The sequence below is a fragment of the Xanthobacter sp. ZOL 2024 genome, from assembly GCF_052932325.1.
The window spans coordinates 1,581,237-1,597,617 of sequence record NZ_CM128808.1; the positions used below are offsets into that span (position 1 = coordinate 1,581,237).

The window sequence follows — 16,381 nt, forward strand, 5'->3', positions numbered from 1 at the left end:
TTTTCGGGAGACAGCTCTTGCCGCCTGTCGATCGGGCGGCGGCGAGCGCCGGATCGATGGTCAGCGCTGCGCTGCGGCCACCGGCACCGCCGCCGGGGCCATGCTCGCCTGAGCCGGGCTCGACACCGGCTTCGGCAGGATCACCACCTTGGTGCCCACCTTCACCCGGTCATAGAGGTCTTCCACATCGTTGTTCAGCATGCGGAAGCAGCCCGAGGACACGAACTTGCCGATGGTCTGCGGCTCGTTGGTGCCGTGGATGCGGTAGACGGTGCCGCCGAGATACATGGTGCGGGCGCCGAGCGGGTTGCCCGGGCCGCCGGCCATGAAGCGCGGCAGGTAGGGCTGGCGCTGGATCATCTCCGCCGGGGGCCGCCAGTCCGCCCATTCCTTCTTGGCGCTCACCCGCTCGGTGCCGGCCCAGGTGAAGCCTTCGCGGCCCACGCCGATGCCGTAGCGGATCGCCTTGCCGTTGCCCATCACGTAATAGAGGTACGTATTGGGGGTATCGATGACGATGGTGCCAGCCGGCTGGGTGGTCACATAGTCCACCGTCTGGCGGCGGAAGCGATCCGGCACCGGCTCGGCGGGATCCACGTCCTCGATGCGCGGGCCGGACGGCGCCTCCTGGGTGCCGGGCACGACGGCGGCGTTGGATTCATAGACACCGGCCGGTGGGGCGGCATTGGTGGGATACTGGCTCTGGCCATAGGTCTGCTGGCCGGCGTTGCCCTGCTGATAGGCAGGCTGGCCGTAAGGCGGCTGCGGATAGGCAGTGGCTGCCGGCTGCTGTTCGTAGCCCTGCTGCGGATAGGCCGACTGCGGATAGGTGCCCTGCTGCTGCGGATAGGCGGGCTGCGCCGGCTGCGGATAGCCGGTGGAAGCCTGCTGCTCCTGGCCGCCGTAGGACGGCGCCTGCTGATAGCCGGGGGGCGGCGCCAGATTGGTGCGCTCCACGCCATCGGCGGCCGCATTGGAGCCGCCGCGCGCATAGGGATCGCTGTAGCCGGGAGGTGCCGCGCCATAGGTGCCGCTGACGCTTCCGGGCGGCACATCCGCAGGAAGTGCCCCGGTCTCGTCGCGAGAGGGGTAGCCCGGATACGCGCTCTGGGCAAAAGCCGGTGCCGACAGCACGGTGGCCCCAAGGGCAGCGAGAAGGAGTGAGTGGCGCAAGGTCATGACAGAGGTGTTAACCCTGAAACGTGACGAAATTGGAAACGGCGCAAAGGAAATTTCGACACGCTGAGGTGGTGGCTGTACGCCCGATGCTGCCCCGCGCAACGTCAAGCACATGCCCCGTTCGCAGCCGTTTAGCGCCGCCTCGTCGGGGAGGCAACGCACGTGGATGCAACGCCGCATATCGTGATCGGAATGGGTCGGTTCTGGGGCGGGGCACGGTGCCGCATCGGTGCTTGAAATTCTCCTCGCTCAAGATATAAGCATATCCTTATGTCTGACTCTGAGCCGCCGCGCCTGTTGTTCGCCTCCCTGCTCGATGCCCTGAAGGCGGCGGGGGAGGAAACGCGCCTGCGTCTTCTGGCGGTGCTGGGCGAGGCCGAGCTCACGGTCTCCGATCTCACCGAGATCCTCGGCCAGTCCCAGCCGCGCATCTCGCGTCACCTGAAGCTGCTGGCGGAGGCCGGGCTGGTGGAGCGGCATCGGGAGGCCAGCTGGATCTTCTATCGCCGCACCGCCGACGGGCCGCTCGCCGAGGTGGCCGGCCGCCTCTTCGATCTGCTGGATCCGCGCGACGGCGTGCTGGCGCGCGATCGCGAGCGGCTGGAGGCGGTGCGGGCGACCCGCGCCGCCGCCGCCCAGGCCTATTTCGCCGCCCATGCCCGCGAATGGGACGAGATCCGCAGGCTGCACGTGCCGGAAGCGGCGGTGGAAGCGGCGGTGCGCGCGAGCTTCGCCGATGCGCCCATCCAGTCGCTGCTCGATCTCGGCACCGGCACCGGGCGCATGCTGGAATTGTTCGCTGGCGGCATCGATCGGGGCATGGGTCTCGACCTGTCGCCGGAAATGCTGGCGGTGGCGCGCACCCATCTGGAGAAAGCCGGCATCCGCAACTGCCTGCTGCGCCAGAGCGACATCTATGCCGTGCCGGCACCGCGCGATTCCTTCGATGCGGTGATCGTGCACCAGGTGCTGCATTATCTCGATGACGGCGGGCGGGCGCTCACCGAGGCGGCGCGGGTGCTGAAGCCCGGCGGCCGGCTGCTGGTGGTGGATTTCGCCCCCCACGATCTCGAATTCCTGCGCGAGGCCCATGCCCACCGGCGGCTCGGCTTCGCGCGCGAAACGGTGGAGGCCTGGCTGATCCAGGCCGGCCTCGTGCCGGAACGGTTTCAAACCCTGGCGCCCGAACATGCGGGCGAGCAGGGGCTGACGGTATCGCTGTGGCTGGCGCGTGATCCGCGCGCCGGCGCGGCCGGGCAGGCGCCGGTTTCCGAGGGCGCCGCCGACAGGGAGGTGGCGTGATGGCGGGCGAAGTGCGGGCGAGCCGGGAAACCGGGCGGGCGCCGGTGACGGTGTCCTTCGAGTTCTTTCCCCCCAAGACCGAAGAGATGGAGAAGACCCTGTGGGCCTCCATCGGCCGGCTGGCGCCGCTTCAGCCGGAATTCGTCTCGGTGACCTATGGCGCCGGCGGCTCCACCCGCGAGCGCACCCATGCCACCGTGGCGCGCATCGTCAAGGAAACCACCCTCGCCCCCGCCGCCCATCTCACCTGCGTCAACGCCACGCGGGACGAGGTGGATGCGGTGATCCGCGCCTATGGCGAGGCGGGGGTGAAGCATATCGTGGCGCTGCGTGGCGATCCGCCCGCCGGGGTGGGCACCCGCTATGAGCCGACGCCGGGTGGCTATGCCTATGCGGCGGACCTGGTGGCCGGCATCAAGCGCATCGGCGATTTCGAGGTGTCGGTCTCGGCCTATCCGGAAATGCACCCCGAAAGCCCCTCCATCGATGCCGACATCGAGGTGCTGAAGGCCAAGGTGGATGCCGGCGCGACCCGCGCCATCACCCAGTTCTTCTTCGAGAACGACGTCTATTTCCGCTATCTGGACAAGGTGCGGGCGAAGGGCATCGACATTCCCATCGTGCCCGGCCTGCTGCCGGTGACCAATTTCAAGCAGGCCTCGAACTTCGCCACCCGCACCGGCGCCACGGTGCCGGCCTGGCTGCTCAAACGGTTCGAGGGGCTCGACGACGATCCGGAGACGCGCAAGCTGATCGCCGCCGCGGTGGCGGCGGAGCAGGTGACGGACCTCGTTGATCGCGGTGTCACCGATATCCATTTCTATACGCTGAACCGCGCCGACCTCGTCTATGCCATCTGCCACCTGCTGGGCCTGAGGCCGAAGGTGCCGGGCGTGGCGGCGGCGGAGACGCGCGCGGGATAGACGGTCCCGCGCCCCGTTGTTCGACATTTCATCTCACGGCGGCCGCTGATGCCGCCCGTAGCCCGAGATCGATCATGAGCTCTTCCGACGTCTTTTCCGCCCTCACCGCCGCCGCGCGCGAGCGCATTCTGGTGCTGGACGGCGCCATGGGCACCATGATCCAGGCGTTGAAGCTCGACGAGGCGGGCTATCGCGGCACCAGGTTCAAGGACTGGCCGCGCGACGTGAAGGGCAACAACGACCTTCTGAGCCTCACCCAGCCCGACGCGGTGCGCGAGATCCATCTCAAGTATTTCCGCGCCGGCGCCGACATCGTCGAGACCAACACCTTCTCCGGCACGACCATCGCCCAGGCCGATTACGGCATGGAAGAGATCGTCTACGAGCTGAATTTCGAGAGCGCCCGCCTCGCCAAGGAAGCGGCGATCGCGGCGGAGCAGGAAGACGGCCGCCGCCGCTTCGTCGCCGGCGCCTTCGGCCCCACCAACCGCACCGCCTCCATCTCGCCGGACGTGAACGACCCCGGCTTTCGGGCGGTGACCTTCGATGATCTCGCGAAAGCCTATGGCGAGCAGGCCCGCGGCCTCATCGCCGGCGGCGCCGACATCCTCCTGGTGGAGACTATCTTCGACACGCTGAACGCCAAGGCGGCGATCTTCGCCATCGAGGGGCTGTTCGACGAATTGGGCCTGCGCCTGCCGGTGATGATCTCCGGCACCATCACCGATCTGTCGGGCCGCACCCTCTCCGGCCAGACGCCTTCGGCCTTCTGGTATTCCCTGCGCCACGCGCAGCCCTTCTCCATCGGCCTCAATTGCGCGCTCGGCGCCAAGGAGATGCGCGCCCACATCGCCGAGATCGGCCGGGTGGCCGATACGTTGGTGTGCGCCTATCCCAATGCCGGCCTGCCCAACGAGTTCGGCCTCTATGACGAGAGCCCGGAAGCCATGGCGGCGCTGGTGGGCGAGTTCGCCACTTCCGGTCTCGTCAATATCGTCGGTGGCTGCTGCGGCACCACGCCGGACCACATCGCCGCCATCGCCGGGGCGGTGAAGGGCGTTCGCCCCCGCGCCATTCCGGAGCTGGAGCCGCGCCTGCGCCTCTCCGGCCTGGAGCCGTTCGAGCTGACCCGCGAGATCCCGTTCGTGAACGTGGGCGAGCGCACCAATGTCACCGGATCGGCGCGGTTCAGGAAGCTCATCACCAATGGCGATTTCCCCGCCGCGCTGGCAGTGGCCCGCGACCAGGTGGAAAACGGCGCCCAGGTGATCGACATCAACATGGACGAAGGCCTGCTGGACAGCGAGGCCGCCATGATCACCTTCCTCAACCTCGTCGCCTCCGAGCCGGACATCGCCAAGGTGCCGGTGATGGTGGACAGCTCCAAGTGGGACATCATCGAGCAGGGGCTGAAGCGCCTGCAGGGCAAGGGCATCGTCAATTCCATCTCGCTGAAAGAAGGCGAGGCGGCATTCCGCGAAAAGGCCCGGCTGGTGCGCCGCTACGGCGCCGCGGTGGTGGTGATGGCGTTCGATGAAGAGGGCCAGGCCGACAGCTACGCGCGCAAGACCTCCATCTGCAAGCGTGGCTATGACATCCTCACCGGGATGGGCTTCCCGCCCGAGGACATCATCTTCGATCCCAACGTGTTCGCGGTGGCCACCGGCATCGAGGAGCATGCGGGCTATGGCGTCGCCTTCATCGAGGCCACCCGCTGGATCCGCCAGGGACTGCCTTATGCCCATGTGTCGGGCGGTGTCTCCAACCTCTCCTTCTCCTTCCGCGGCAACGAGCCCGTGCGCGAGGCCATGCACGCGGTGTTCCTCTACCATGCCATCCAGGCGGGCATGGATATGGGCATCGTCAATGCCGGCCAGCTCGCGGTCTATGACGAGATCGAGCCGGAGCTGCGCGAGGCCTGCGAGGACGTGGTGCTGAACCGCCGCGCCGATGCCACCGAGCGGCTGCTGGCGCTGGCCGAGAACTTCAAGGGCCAGGGCCGGGAGAAGAAGGAGCAGGACCTCACCTGGCGCACCTGGCCGGTGGAGAAGCGGCTGGAGCACGCTCTGGTCAACGGCATCACCGACTATGTGGAGGCCGATACCGAGGAAGCCCGCGCGCGGGCCGAACGGCCGCTGCACGTGATCGAAGGGCCGCTGATGGCCGGCATGAACGTGGTGGGCGACCTGTTCGGCGCCGGCAAGATGTTCCTGCCCCAGGTGGTGAAATCGGCCCGCGTCATGAAGCAGGCGGTGGCCTATCTCATGCCCTTCATGGAGAAGGAAAAGGCCGAGCAGGGCCTCACCGCCGCCTCGGCCGCCGGCAAGATCCTCATGGCCACGGTGAAGGGCGATGTCCACGACATCGGCAAGAACATCGTCGGCGTGGTGCTGCAGTGCAACAATTACGAGGTCATCGACCTCGGCGTCATGGTGCCCACGGCCAAGATCCTGGAAACCGCCAAGGCTGAGAAGGTGGATGTCATCGGCCTCTCGGGCCTCATCACCCCGTCCCTGGACGAGATGGTGAACGTGGCCGCCGAGATGGAGCGCGAAGGCTTCTCGCTGCCCCTTCTCATCGGCGGCGCCACCACCTCGCGGGTGCATACGGCGGTGAAGATCTCGCCCCAATATGAGCGCGGCCAGGCGGTCTATGTCACCGACGCCAGCCGCGCCGTGGGCGTGGTCTCGAGCCTGCTCAATGCCGAAACCCGCGGCCCCTATGTGGCGGACATCCGCGCCGAATATGTGAAGCTGGCCGAGGCCCACGCCCGCGCCGACGCCAACAAGCAGCGGGTGCCGCTGGCCAAGGCGCGGGAAAACGGGCTGAAGCTCGATTTCTCCGGCTATGTCCCGCCCCGGCCCCAGCTTCTGGGCACCGAGGTGTTCGAGGATTACGACCTCGCCGACCTCGTGCCCTTCATTGATTGGACGCCTTTCTTCCAGTCGTGGGAGCTCACCGGGCGTTACCCCGCCATCCTGGACGACAAGGTGGTGGGCGAGCCCGCCCGCGCCCTGTTCAAGGACGCCCAGGCCATGCTGGCCAGGATGGTGGAAGAGAAGTGGGTGACCGCCCGCGCGGTGATCGGCTTCTGGCCGGCCAATGCGGTGGGCGACGACATTGTGCTGTTCCGCGACGAGAGCCGTGCCAATCCCCTCACCACCCTGCACACCCTGCGCCAGCAATTGGCCAAGCGGGAGGGCCGCTTCAACCTGGCGCTCGCCGATTATGTGGCGCCCATGGAAAGCGGCGTCGCCGATTATGTGGGCGGCTTCGCGGTGACGACGGGCATCGGCGAGGAGGAGCGGGTGGCCGCCTTCAAGGCCGCCAATGACGATTATTCCGCCATCCTGCTGAAAGCCCTATGCGACCGCCTCGCCGAGGCGTTCGCCGAGCGCATGCACCAGCTGGTGCGCACCAAATACTGGGGCTATGCGCCGGAGGAAGCGCTGTCGAACGAGGCGCTGATCGCCGAGACCTATCGCGGCATCCGCCCGGCGCCCGGCTATCCGGCCCAGCCCGACCATACAGAGAAGGGCACGCTGTTCGCGCTGCTGCACGCCACGGAAGAGGTGGGCATCCGCCTCACCGAGAGCTACGCCATGTGGCCGGGGGCGGCGGTGTCCGGCTTCTATTTCGCCCACCCGGAAGCCGCCTATTTCGGCGTCGGCCGCATCGAGCGTGACCAGGTGGAGGATTACGCCGCCCGCAAGGAATGGACGGTGGCGGAAGCCGAAAAGTGGCTCGCCCCCATCCTCAACTACGATCCCACCCGCCAGGCGGCTGCGGAATAGGGCGGGGGCGCCCGATCCAGCGCGGCACCCGCGCCGCATAGGCGGTGAAGGCGGGGCCGAACTTGGCCGCGAGGTGCCATTCCTCGCGGCGAGCGGCGAGACGGTCGGTGGCGAAGGCCGCCATCAGCGCGGCGCCCATCAGCCAGGCATTGCTCAGGACCAGACCGATCCCCAGCACCAGCAGCGTATTGCCCAGATAAATGGGGTTGCGCGTGAGCGCGAAGGGCCCGTGGGTGACCAAGTGGTCGGCTGCGCGGTGGGGCAGGATGTTGGTGTGCGCGCGGCGCAAGGTGTGCAACGCCCAGAAATCGAAGCCCAGCCCCGCCGCCGCAACCAGCACGCCGGTGCCGCGCAGGGGCCAGCCGATCACGGCGGCTGGCCACCCCACCGGCACGAAGGCCTGAAGACCGAGCCCGGCGACGAGGGCGGCGCCATAGATTAGCGGCGGCCAGGGAAGGCGGTTGGGCCGCGTTGCGGCATGATCGGGCATGGATGTCATGATGACTTCCCTCTGGCACCGGTGCGGGCGCTCGGCGTCGGCGGCATTCGAGCCGCCCATCCCATTAGCGCTGTTCATTGAAGCATAACCTGCGGGGGGCGATCCGCGTGCGGCGCGTTCGACCGGGTGCCGCCGTGGGGCGACGGCCTCTTGCCAAAACATTCAAATCATATAATTTCATTTTCTTGAATATATAGGCCTGTGCCCCGATGGCCGGTCCTGCCTCTCGCGGAGAGCTTCCCATGCGCGTGTGTTCCCTGCGCCAGAAGGCGTGGTCGCCTTATGTGGCGGGCATCATCATCGGTCTGCTGCAGGTGCCGGCCTTCCTTCTCATCTCCACCGCCCTCGGCGCCTCCTCGTCCTATGTGACGGTGGGCGGCTACATCGCTTCCCTGTTCGATCCGGCGGTGGTGGGCATTGATTATGTGGCCAAGCACATGGCCGCCACCGGCAAGAACTGGTGGCAGGTGGCCCTGGTGGTGGGGGTGGCGCTGGGCGCCTTCCTGTCCATGAAGCTGTCGGGCGCCAGGCGTCAGGCCATCTCCCCCATCTGGGGCCGGGCACTCGGCACCCACAGCCCCGTGGCGCGTTATGCGGTGGCCTTCGGTGCCGGCTTCCTGATGCTGTTCGGCGCCCGGGTGGCCGATGGCTGCACCTCCGGCCACGGCCTCTCGGGCATGGCGCAGATGGCGGTCTCCTCCACCATCGCCGTCGCCTTCATGTTCGTGGGCGGCATCGCCACCGCCGTCCTCGTGCTGCGCCGCATCTGACCCACGCCTTTCGGGAGAACCTCCATGTCCGTCTTTCCGGCCATTCTCATCGGTCTCGCCATGGGCGTCGTGTTCGGCTTCGCCTTCGAGAAGGCCCGGGTGTTCGAGCCCGGCATGATCGTGGGGCAGATGCAGCTGCGCAACTTCACCATGCTCAAGGTGTTCCTTACCGCGGTGGCCACCGGCGCCGTGGTGCTCGCCGTGCTGCAGGGCTTCGGCCTCATCAAGCTCGCCCCCAAGGCCACCTTCTACGCTGCCGATGTGCTGGGCGGCCTGGTGCTGGGCGCCGGCATCACCCTGGCGGGGGCGTGCCCCGGCACCATTCTGGCGCAGATCGGCGCCGGCTATCGCGATGCCTGGTTCACCCTGGCCGGCGGCCTCGCCGGCGCCATCGCCTTCAGTTATGCCGAGCCGGCCCTGACGCCGCTGCTGTTCACCGGCGGCCCCGGCAAGCTCACCTTCATGGACCTGACCGGCCTGCCCTATCCGTTGCTGGCCGCGGGCTTCGCCGTAGTGCTGGTGGGTGCGCTGGTGGCTCTGGAGAAGTGGCGGCCCTGGCGGGACGATCTCGGTGCTGACGTGGATGGCGACTTCGCCGCCGCCGAGGCGCCCGTGTCCGCCCGCCTGAAGGCAGCGGAGTGAGCGCCATGGCCGCCGCGCAGGCCGCGCCCGGCGCCGGCGAACGGCGCATCGTCATCCTCGGGGCGGGCTTCGCCGCTTTGACCGCGGTGCGGGCGCTCCGACGCGCCGGGGTGCGGGCGCCCATCACCCTGGTCTCGCCCTCGGCGACGCTGACCTATCTGCCCAGCCTCATCTGGATTCCCGCCGGATTGCGCCAGGGGGCGGATCTGCAGGTGCCGCTGGCGGACTTCTTCGCCCGGCACGGCGTCACCCACCTTGCCGGGCAGGTGGAGGCGGTGAGCGATGGCGGCCGCATCGTCGAGACCTCGGCCGGCCCGGTGGCCAACGACATGCTGCTGATCGCCACCGGCGGCCGCTCTATCCGCAAGCTGCCCGGCATCGAACACGCCATCATCCCCTGTTCCGGCATCGCCGCCGCCGAGGCGGTGCGCGATCGCCTGGCGAACATGGCGGGCGGCACCATCGCCGTGGGATTCGGGGCCAATCCCAATGAGCCCTCGGCAGTGCGCGGCGGGCCCATGTTCGAATTCCTGTTCGGCATCGACACCCTGCTGCGCCGCCAGGGCCGGCGGGAGCGGTTCGAGCTGGTGTTCTTCAACCCCTCCACCCAGCCGGGCCAGCGGTTGGGGCCGAAGGCCGTGGGCGGTCTTCTGGGCCAGATGGCGAAGCGCGGCATCACCACCCGGCTCGGGCACAAGATGGTGCGCTTCGACGCCCATGAGGTGGTCACCGAGGGCGGAGCCTTCGCCGCCGACCTTATCCTGTTCATGCCCGGTCTGACCGGGCCGGCGTGGCTGGAGGCGAGCGACCTGCCCAGATCCCCCGGAGGCTTCGTCGTCGCGACGGAGACCTGCGCCGTGCCGGGCCTGGAACGGGTCTATGTGGCGGGGGATGCCGGGTCCTTCCCGGGGCCGGACTGGATGCCCAAGCAGGCCCATCAGGCCGATCTCCAGGCCGAGGCGGCTGCCCGCAACATGGCGGCGGAGCTGGCCGGCCGCCCGGCCACCGCCACCTTCAAGCCCGAGCTGGTCTGCATCGTCGACACCCTCGACGCGGGCATGCTGGTGTTCCGCAACACGAGGCGCAATTTCGCTCTGCCGCGCCTTGGCCCCTTCCACCACCTCAAGCGCCGTTTTGAAACGCACTATCTCAAGGCCTATCGCCGGGGCTGAGGGGGCTCAGGGCGCCGCCTTGCGGCCGCAGAAGATGTCGTAGATCACCGTCAGCACCCGCTGCACATCCTCGCTGGCGAGGCGATAGAAGACCGCCTTGCCGTCGCGGCGGGTGGTCACCAGCCCGTCGAGCCGCAGCCGCGCCAGCTGCTGGGAAACCGCCGGCTGGCGCAGTGAGAGGATGGTTTCCAGTTCGGTCACCGAGCGCTCGCGTTCCGACAGAAGGCAGAGCAGCAGCAGCCGGTGCTCGTTGGCCAGGGCCTTCAGGAAGGCGCTGGCATCGCGGGCATTGCCCATCATGGTTTCGATCGTCGGCGAAACCGCGCCGGCGCGGCACAGCTCGCCGGCATCTGGTGGCGATCCAGTGGGGACCATGTGTGTCTACCTTGATCGAGACCGCCGCCCGCGTTGCGGGCCGCACTCCATTCAGCCGGTGGGCCGGTGATCACGCGGCGCGGGACCTCCCTGGCCGTGACGACCCTTCACCGCCGGCTAGCAAAACCTGCGCCAATCATGTGGTGGCGGCATGGCGCGCAGCGAAGGCGTTGGCCAGCGCCACGAACCCGTCCACGTCGATCTCCTCCGCCCGCGCCGTCTCCGCGACGCCCGCAGCCGCCAGCAGCGGCAGCGGATCGCCGCCCAGCGACTTGAGGCTCTGCCGCAGCATCTTGCGGCGCTGGCCGAAGGCGGCTTCGGTGACCCGCTCCAAGGTCGCCAGCGCACACGGCGCGGGGCTGGCGCGCGGCACCAGGTGCACCACCGACGAGGTGACCTTGGGCGGCGGCACGAAGGCGGAGGGGGCGACGTCGAAGGCGATCCGCGCGGTGGTGCGCCAGCCGGCCAGCACCGCCAGCCGGCCATAGGCCTTGCTGCCCGGCGCGGCGACGATGCGCTCCGCCACTTCCTTCTGGAACATGAGGGTCAGTGAGGTGAACCACGGCGGCCAGGGGTCGCTCGACAGCCAGCCCACCAGCAGCAGGGTCGCGACATTGTAGGGCAGGTTGGCCACCACCCGCGCCGGCTGGCCCTCCAGCAGCGGCAGCACGTCCACCTTCAGGGCATCGCCCTCGATCACCTGCAGCCGGCCCGGATAATGGTCGGCTACTTCCGCCAGGGCATCGAGGCAGCGGCGGTCGCGCTCGATGGCGATCACCCGGCGGGCGCCGAGCGCCAGCAGCGCCCGGGTGAGGCCGCCGGGACCGGGGCCCACCTCCACCACCGTGGCATCCTCCAGCGGGCCCGAGGCCCGGGCGATGCGCCCGGTGAGGTTGAGGTCCAACAGAAAATTCTGGCCCAGGGACTTCTGGGCGGACAGCCCATGGCGTCGGATGACATCGCGCAGGGGAGGCAGGTCGTCGAGGGCGCTCACGGCGTGGGAACCTGATGGCGGGATGGGGCAGCCTGCGCCCGGGTGTCGGCCCGCTCCGCCTGGGTATCGGCCAGCCGCCGCGCCAGCCGCAGGGCGGCCATGAGGCTGGTGGGTCGGGCACGTCCGGTGCCGGCGAGATCGAAGGCGGTGCCGTGGTCGGGCGAGGTGCGGATGAAGGGCAGGCCCAGGGTGACGTTGACGCCGTCGTGGAAGGCCAGCGTCTTGGCGGGGATCAGCACCTGGTCGTGATACATGCCCACCGCCACGTCATAGGTGGCGCGGGCCTCGGGATGGAACAGGGTGTCCGCCGGCAGCGGGCCGCGCGCGTCGATACCGGCGGCGCGCAGCTGTGCCACCGCCGGGCGGACCACGTCCTCATCCTCGCGGCCGAGGGTGCCGTTCTCGCCGGCGTGCGGGTTGAGCCCGGCGAAGGCGAGCCGGGGCGCCGCCAGCCCGAAGCGCCGCTGCATGTCGCGGGCGATGATGTGGCCGGTCTCCACCAGGAGCGCCGGGGTCACGAGATCGGGCACCTGGCGCAGCGGCACATGGATGGTGGCGGGCACCACCGCCAGCGCCGGCGACCAGATCATCATCACCGGGCGCGGTGCGGCGCCGCCGGCGTCGGTGGCGCGATGGGCGAGATATTCGGTGTGGCCGGGAAAGCGAAAGCCGGCCGCGTACATCACCGACTTGGCCAGGGGATTGGTGACAAGAGCCGCTGCGGTGCCGGCGCGCACCAGGTCGATGGCGGCGTCGAGGCTGGCGAGCACGCTGGCGGCGCTGGTGGCGTCGGGCTGGCCGGGGGCGGCGGTGGCGCTGGGGCCCGCCGGCCAGACCGGCAGGGCGGCGGCGCCGATGGCCTCCGCCGGCCGGGTGACGATGGCGATGGGGATGTCCAGGCCCAGCTCACCGGCACGCCGCGCCAGCAGATCGGGATCGCCGGTGACCAGGAAGGCGGGCAGGTCGGCGCGGGCCTGCCAGGCCCGCAGGATGAGCTCGGGGCCGATGCCCGCGGGCTCTCCGGTGGTGAGAACGAGCGGGCGGTCCGCGGGCTGGCCCATCAGCGGTACTGAATCAGCGCGCCCTTGCGCAGCTCCGCCAGCAGCTTGCTGCTCACCGAATTGAACTGCTTGCTGGAGAGCTCGTCCTTGATCTCGCGCTTCTGCGGGCTTTCCCCGCGCACCTGGCGCTTCTCGCAGACGGCGAAGGTCTCGACGCCGGACTGGCTGACTTCCGGCGGGGTCAGGCGGCCGACGGCGGTCTGGTCGAAGATCTTCTGCAGCGCCGGCGGCATGTCGGAGGAGAGGCGCAGGGCCGGCGGCCGCACCACCACTTCGCGCAGGCCCTTGAGCATCTCCAGCCCGCTTTCGCAGCCGTTGAAGCGGGCCCGCACCGAATTGGCCTCGGCGAGGCGGGCGCCGTGGCCGTTGGAATTGCGGGGCACCACGAAGATGATGGGGCGCAGCACGTATTCGGTGGCGGTGAGCGAGGTCTCACCGCGCTTCTGCAGGGCGGCGATGACGTCGGCATCGCGAATGGTCACTGAGCCGGCGCGGCTGCGCACATACTGGCCCCAGACATAGTCGGCGGCGAGCTTGGTCTTGAAGGCCTCGGGATCGAGACCGCCCTGGGACAGGCCGGCGGCGAGCTGCTGCGCCGTACGGCCGGAACGCTCGGCCACGCTGGCGAACAGGCGATCGGCGTCCTTCTGGTCGATGGTGGTCTTCAGGTAGCGAACCTGCTGGATCTTGAGGCGATCGTCGATCAGCTGCTCCAGCGCCTGCTTGGGCGAGATGCTCTTGCGGTCCAGGAGTTGAACGAGGCGCTGGCGCTGCGTCACGTCGTAGGAGGTGATGGGGTCGCCATTCACCATGACCACCACCTTCTGGGCCAGGGCGGTGCCCGGGGCGAACAGCGGCAGCAGCAGCGCGAGTGCGAGCGTCAGGAGCGGGGCGAGGCGAAGAGGAATGCGCATGGTCCTTATCCGAACGCGGCAAGCGACATACGGTCGGCAAGAGGAGGGAACCCCAGATCTTTGCCGGGGCGCTGTGGCACGAATGGGGCCAAGGTCTGGAGCCACGACCAGGGGCCAAGGCCGGACATCAGCGCCTGCAGCGGGCCCGGCGGCGAAGGAAGCGCCCTGCAACGGCAAGAGGACCACAGCGGGAACGCCCCGCCGGACACCGCGGGCAACGCAATGCCCGCAGACTAGCGTTTCGGCCGCAGCGGCTCAAGACCGCAGCGGCATTCACTGGCTGGTGTCGCCGCTGCCCGAGCCGAACGAGGTGGAGAAGCCGCCTTCGCCGAGGGTGCGCAGGCCGATCCGCAGCATCACCTTGTTCACCGGATCGCCGCCCGGACCGTTCACCGTGTAGTCGGTCACATAATTGAGGGCGAAGGTCAGGCAGTCGTCGATATAGCTGAGGCCGATCAGCGTGTAGTCGAAATCCGACTCGGCGATATTGTAGCGGACGCCGCCGCTGATGGTCCAATTGTCGGTCAGCTTGTAGCCGGCGGTGGTGTAGATGCCTTCGCGCAGCTCGTAATAGCCGAGCAGCGGCTGCGGCTCATAGCGGCCATAGGTGACCGAGACGCCCAGGCGATCGATCTGGCCGCGCCCCTGCAGCTCCAGCCGCTGCAGGGCGAAGTCCTCGTTGTCGAAGCGGAAGCGGGAGACGAACTCGAGCTGCTTGGTGGGCGAATAGCCGAGCCGGGCCACATAATCGGAGGTGGTGGTCTCCAGCCCCGATTCCAGGCCGGTGTTGGCCATGTCGCCATAGGCGTAGGAGTTCTTGCCGAACAGGCTGTAGGACTGGCCGACCAAAGCGTTGACGGTACCGAAGCCGCGGATGACCGCATTGTAGGTGATACCCACATTGGCGCGGCTGCCGCCCTCGACCCGGTCATAGCCGGAATACTTGCTGAGCTCGAACAGGTTGGTGTCGTCGAACACCAAGCTCTGGGCGTCCTCGTTGGGGAAGGAGCCGATGTCGGTCTCGTTCGGGCGGATGATGATCTGCGCCCGCGGCTCGATGGTCTGGGTGCCCCAGCTCTCCGCGGAGATGAAGGGATAGCGGTAATCCAGACCGATCGCCGGCATGCCGCGAATGAGATCGTCGGAGCCGGACATCAGCGGATTCTGCCCGGCATAGGAGCTGCCATACATGTAGTTGTACGGCAGCTGGTCGATGTTGACCGAGGCCACGTCCACGCGGGCGTTGACGAACGGCGTCCACATCTGGCCGGCGGAATCGGTGATGGTCTTCTTCCAGTAGAGCTCGGCGGACAGGCGCGTGTAGTCGCCCGGCGCGCCGCGCAGCAGGCACTGGGTGGGGTTGGGATTGGCCAGGGTGCAGGAGCCGGTGGGAATGCCGGTGGCGCCCACCGCCGAATCCCAGGACGACATGCCGATGAAATCGGCCTGCTCACGGGTCAGGCTGGTGAGGTTCACCTTGATGCCCGATTCGCCGCCCCACAGGGGCTTGTCGAAGACCTTGCTGTAATTGAGCGAGCCCACCACCGGAATGCGGTCCTGGTCGTCGGTCACCGACATGCCGAGGAAGTACATGCCGCGCAGATCGAAATAGGACCGGTCGCCCTGGCCGGTGAGGTACACCGATGACGTCTTGGTGGTGATGGTGTCGCCGGAGATGTTGTAATCGCGCAGGAAGGTGCGGTCCGACACCAGGGCGCCATCCCAGCCGAAGGTCCAGAACTTGTTAATCGCGAAGGCGCCGGAGGTCTCGATGGCGCCGCGATTGTCGCGATAGCCCGGCAGATAGTCCGGCAGGCCACCGGCGGTGGTGCTGATGAACTGGTCCTTGTCCTGCTGGATGATGCCGGAGGCGCTGATGGTGTAGCTGCCATTGGCCAGGCGCTGGCGCCACTCACCCTGCATCAGCACGCCCTGCTTGGTGGTGTAGGCGGGCGTCAGGGTGAGGTCGCGGTCGGGCGCGATGTTCCAGAAGAACGGCGTCGCCACCCCATAGCCGATCTGGCTGGACGAGAAGAACTCCGGCATCAGGAAGCCGGTCTTGCGCTTCACCGTCGGATCGGGGGACGACAGGTATGGGAAATAGGCCACCGGCAGGCCGAAGAACTCGACCGTGGCGTCCTTGTAATAGATCATCCGCTCGTCTTGGTTGTGGATGATCCTCTTGGCCTTGATCTGCCACAGCGGCGGCTTGCTGGGGTCGTCCTTGCACGGCTCGCAGGCGGTGTAGACACCATTCTGGAAGACGGTGACGTTGCCCTCCGTGCGATCGGCGCGGATGGCGGCGAAATGGGTCTTGTCCGGGGTGTCGAGCCGCAGAGAATCGATGAAGCCCTGCTTGAAGTCCTGGGTCAGCTGCAGGTTGTCGGCCGTGATGACCTTGCCGTCCTTGTCGGTCAGGCGGACATTGCCCTGCGCGTGGAGCTGATTGGCCTTGCGGTCCAGAATCACGCGGCGCGCCTCCAGGGTGGCGCCATCGTAATAGATCTGGACGTTGCCGGCCGCCGCGACGGTTTCCTTCTGGAAGTCGTATTCCATCTGGTCGGCCGTCACCAGCATCTTCTGGTTCGGGTCGATCTTCCGGTTGGGCATGATCTCGCTGCCCACCGCGCCACTATTCTGCGCGGCGGCGGGGGTGGCGAGGCCGGTCAGGCACAGCGCGAGCAGGGCGGCCACCGCACACGCAACACCGCTCCGCCGCCGCGTCCACGCGGGGCGATTGGGGTGCGTCGTTGTCG

The 16,381-nt window shown here is 68.2% G+C and carries 13 protein-coding genes; 6 read left to right on the forward strand and 7 right to left on the reverse strand.

The features are described from left to right. Positions 1 to 60: 60 nt before the first annotated feature. A complete protein-coding gene (locus ACU4E7_RS07460; RefSeq protein WP_238122339.1) occupies positions 61 to 1,179 on the reverse strand; it encodes a L,D-transpeptidase family protein in 1,119 nt (372 codons plus the stop codon). A 270-nt stretch (positions 1,180 to 1,449) separates the two neighbouring features. On the opposite strand from ACU4E7_RS07460, the gene ACU4E7_RS07465 reads away from it, so the two are divergent. The 3 genes from ACU4E7_RS07465 (at position 1,450) to metH (ending at position 7,198) form a co-directional block, all read left to right on the forward strand. After that, positions 1,450 to 2,481: an ArsR/SmtB family transcription factor gene (locus tag ACU4E7_RS07465; RefSeq protein WP_238122338.1), complete on the forward strand. Its 1,032-nt coding sequence runs from the start codon at positions 1,450 to 1,452 to the stop codon at positions 2,479 to 2,481. Beyond that, a complete protein-coding gene (gene metF / locus ACU4E7_RS07470; protein WP_238122337.1) occupies positions 2,481 to 3,404 on the forward strand; it encodes a methylenetetrahydrofolate reductase [NAD(P)H] in 924 nt (307 codons plus the stop codon). The genes ACU4E7_RS07465 and metF overlap by 1 nt, the downstream gene beginning before the upstream one ends. A 74-nt stretch (positions 3,405 to 3,478) precedes the next feature. Then, positions 3,479 to 7,198: a methionine synthase gene (gene metH, locus ACU4E7_RS07475; protein WP_238122336.1), complete on the forward strand. Its 3,720-nt coding sequence runs from the start codon at positions 3,479 to 3,481 to the stop codon at positions 7,196 to 7,198. Here the strand turns inward: metH and ACU4E7_RS07480 are convergent. Beyond that, complete coding sequence (locus ACU4E7_RS07480; protein ID WP_447021137.1) at positions 7,161 to 7,697, reverse strand: methyltransferase family protein; 537 nt, start codon at positions 7,695 to 7,697, stop codon at positions 7,161 to 7,163. The two genes, metH and ACU4E7_RS07480, sit on opposite strands and share 38 nt — an antisense overlap. 242 nt (positions 7,698 to 7,939) lie before the next feature. Here ACU4E7_RS07480 and ACU4E7_RS07485 point away from each other — a divergent pair, with 242 nt between their 5' ends. The 3 genes from ACU4E7_RS07485 to ACU4E7_RS07495 are packed head-to-tail and all read left to right on the forward strand — an operon-like array spanning position 7,940 to position 10,281. Then, entirely contained in the window at positions 7,940 to 8,467 is a 528-nt protein-coding gene (locus ACU4E7_RS07485) for a YeeE/YedE thiosulfate transporter family protein (RefSeq protein WP_447021138.1), read from the forward strand. 24 nt (positions 8,468 to 8,491) lie between these two features. Then, complete coding sequence (locus ACU4E7_RS07490; RefSeq protein WP_447021139.1) at positions 8,492 to 9,109, forward strand: YeeE/YedE thiosulfate transporter family protein; 618 nt, start codon at positions 8,492 to 8,494, stop codon at positions 9,107 to 9,109. Between the two features lie 5 nt (positions 9,110 to 9,114). Then, entirely contained in the window at positions 9,115 to 10,281 is a 1,167-nt protein-coding gene (locus tag ACU4E7_RS07495) for an NAD(P)/FAD-dependent oxidoreductase (RefSeq protein ID WP_447021140.1), read from the forward strand. 6 nt (positions 10,282 to 10,287) lie between these two features. On the opposite strand, the gene ACU4E7_RS07500 is transcribed toward ACU4E7_RS07495, so the two are convergent. From ACU4E7_RS07500 to ACU4E7_RS07520, 5 genes are all read right to left on the reverse strand, one after another. Beyond that, positions 10,288 to 10,656 carry an ArsR/SmtB family transcription factor gene (locus ACU4E7_RS07500; RefSeq protein WP_238122331.1) on the reverse strand — a complete coding sequence of 123 codons (369 nt, stop codon included), beginning with the start codon at positions 10,654 to 10,656 and terminating at the stop codon, positions 10,288 to 10,290. Between the two features lie 136 nt (positions 10,657 to 10,792). Then, entirely contained in the window at positions 10,793 to 11,650 is an 858-nt protein-coding gene (gene rsmA, locus ACU4E7_RS07505) for a 16S rRNA (adenine(1518)-N(6)/adenine(1519)-N(6))-dimethyltransferase RsmA (protein ID WP_238122329.1), read from the reverse strand. After that, positions 11,647 to 12,711, reverse strand: coding sequence for a 4-hydroxythreonine-4-phosphate dehydrogenase PdxA (pdxA, locus tag ACU4E7_RS07510; protein ID WP_447021141.1), 1,065 nt, complete (start codon positions 12,709 to 12,711; stop codon positions 11,647 to 11,649). Before pdxA ends, rsmA begins: the two co-directional genes overlap by 4 nt. Next, positions 12,711 to 13,625, reverse strand: coding sequence for a peptidylprolyl isomerase (locus ACU4E7_RS07515; protein WP_238122325.1), 915 nt, complete (start codon positions 13,623 to 13,625; stop codon positions 12,711 to 12,713). The genes pdxA and ACU4E7_RS07515 overlap by 1 nt, the downstream gene beginning before the upstream one ends. A 273-nt stretch (positions 13,626 to 13,898) precedes the next feature. Then, entirely contained in the window at positions 13,899 to 16,319 is a 2,421-nt protein-coding gene (locus tag ACU4E7_RS07520; protein WP_447021142.1) for an LPS-assembly protein LptD, read from the reverse strand. Positions 16,320 to 16,381: the final 62 nt, after the last annotated feature.

Bases quoted from the DNA above. Each gene is read 5' to 3' on its own strand.
- ACU4E7_RS07460 (WP_238122339.1), bottom strand. From the start codon at position 1,179: ATGACCTTGCGCCACTCACTCCTTCTCGCTGCCCTTGGGGCCACCGTG.
- ACU4E7_RS07465 (WP_238122338.1), top strand. From the start codon at position 1,450: ATGTCTGACTCTGAGCCGCCGCGCCTGTTGTTCGCCTCCCTGCTCGAT.
- metF (WP_238122337.1), top strand. From the start codon at position 2,481: ATGGCGGGCGAAGTGCGGGCGAGCCGGGAAACCGGGCGGGCGCCGGTG.
- metH (WP_238122336.1), top strand. From the start codon at position 3,479: ATGAGCTCTTCCGACGTCTTTTCCGCCCTCACCGCCGCCGCGCGCGAG.
- ACU4E7_RS07480 (WP_447021137.1), bottom strand. From the start codon at position 7,697: ATGACATCCATGCCCGATCATGCCGCAACGCGGCCCAACCGCCTTCCC.
- ACU4E7_RS07485 (WP_447021138.1), top strand. From the start codon at position 7,940: ATGCGCGTGTGTTCCCTGCGCCAGAAGGCGTGGTCGCCTTATGTGGCG.
- ACU4E7_RS07490 (WP_447021139.1), top strand. From the start codon at position 8,492: ATGTCCGTCTTTCCGGCCATTCTCATCGGTCTCGCCATGGGCGTCGTG.
- ACU4E7_RS07495 (WP_447021140.1), top strand. From the start codon at position 9,115: ATGGCCGCCGCGCAGGCCGCGCCCGGCGCCGGCGAACGGCGCATCGTC.
- ACU4E7_RS07500 (WP_238122331.1), bottom strand. From the start codon at position 10,656: ATGGTCCCCACTGGATCGCCACCAGATGCCGGCGAGCTGTGCCGCGCC.
- pdxA (WP_447021141.1), bottom strand. From the start codon at position 12,711: ATGGGCCAGCCCGCGGACCGCCCGCTCGTTCTCACCACCGGAGAGCCC.
- ACU4E7_RS07515 (WP_238122325.1), bottom strand. From the start codon at position 13,625: ATGCGCATTCCTCTTCGCCTCGCCCCGCTCCTGACGCTCGCACTCGCG.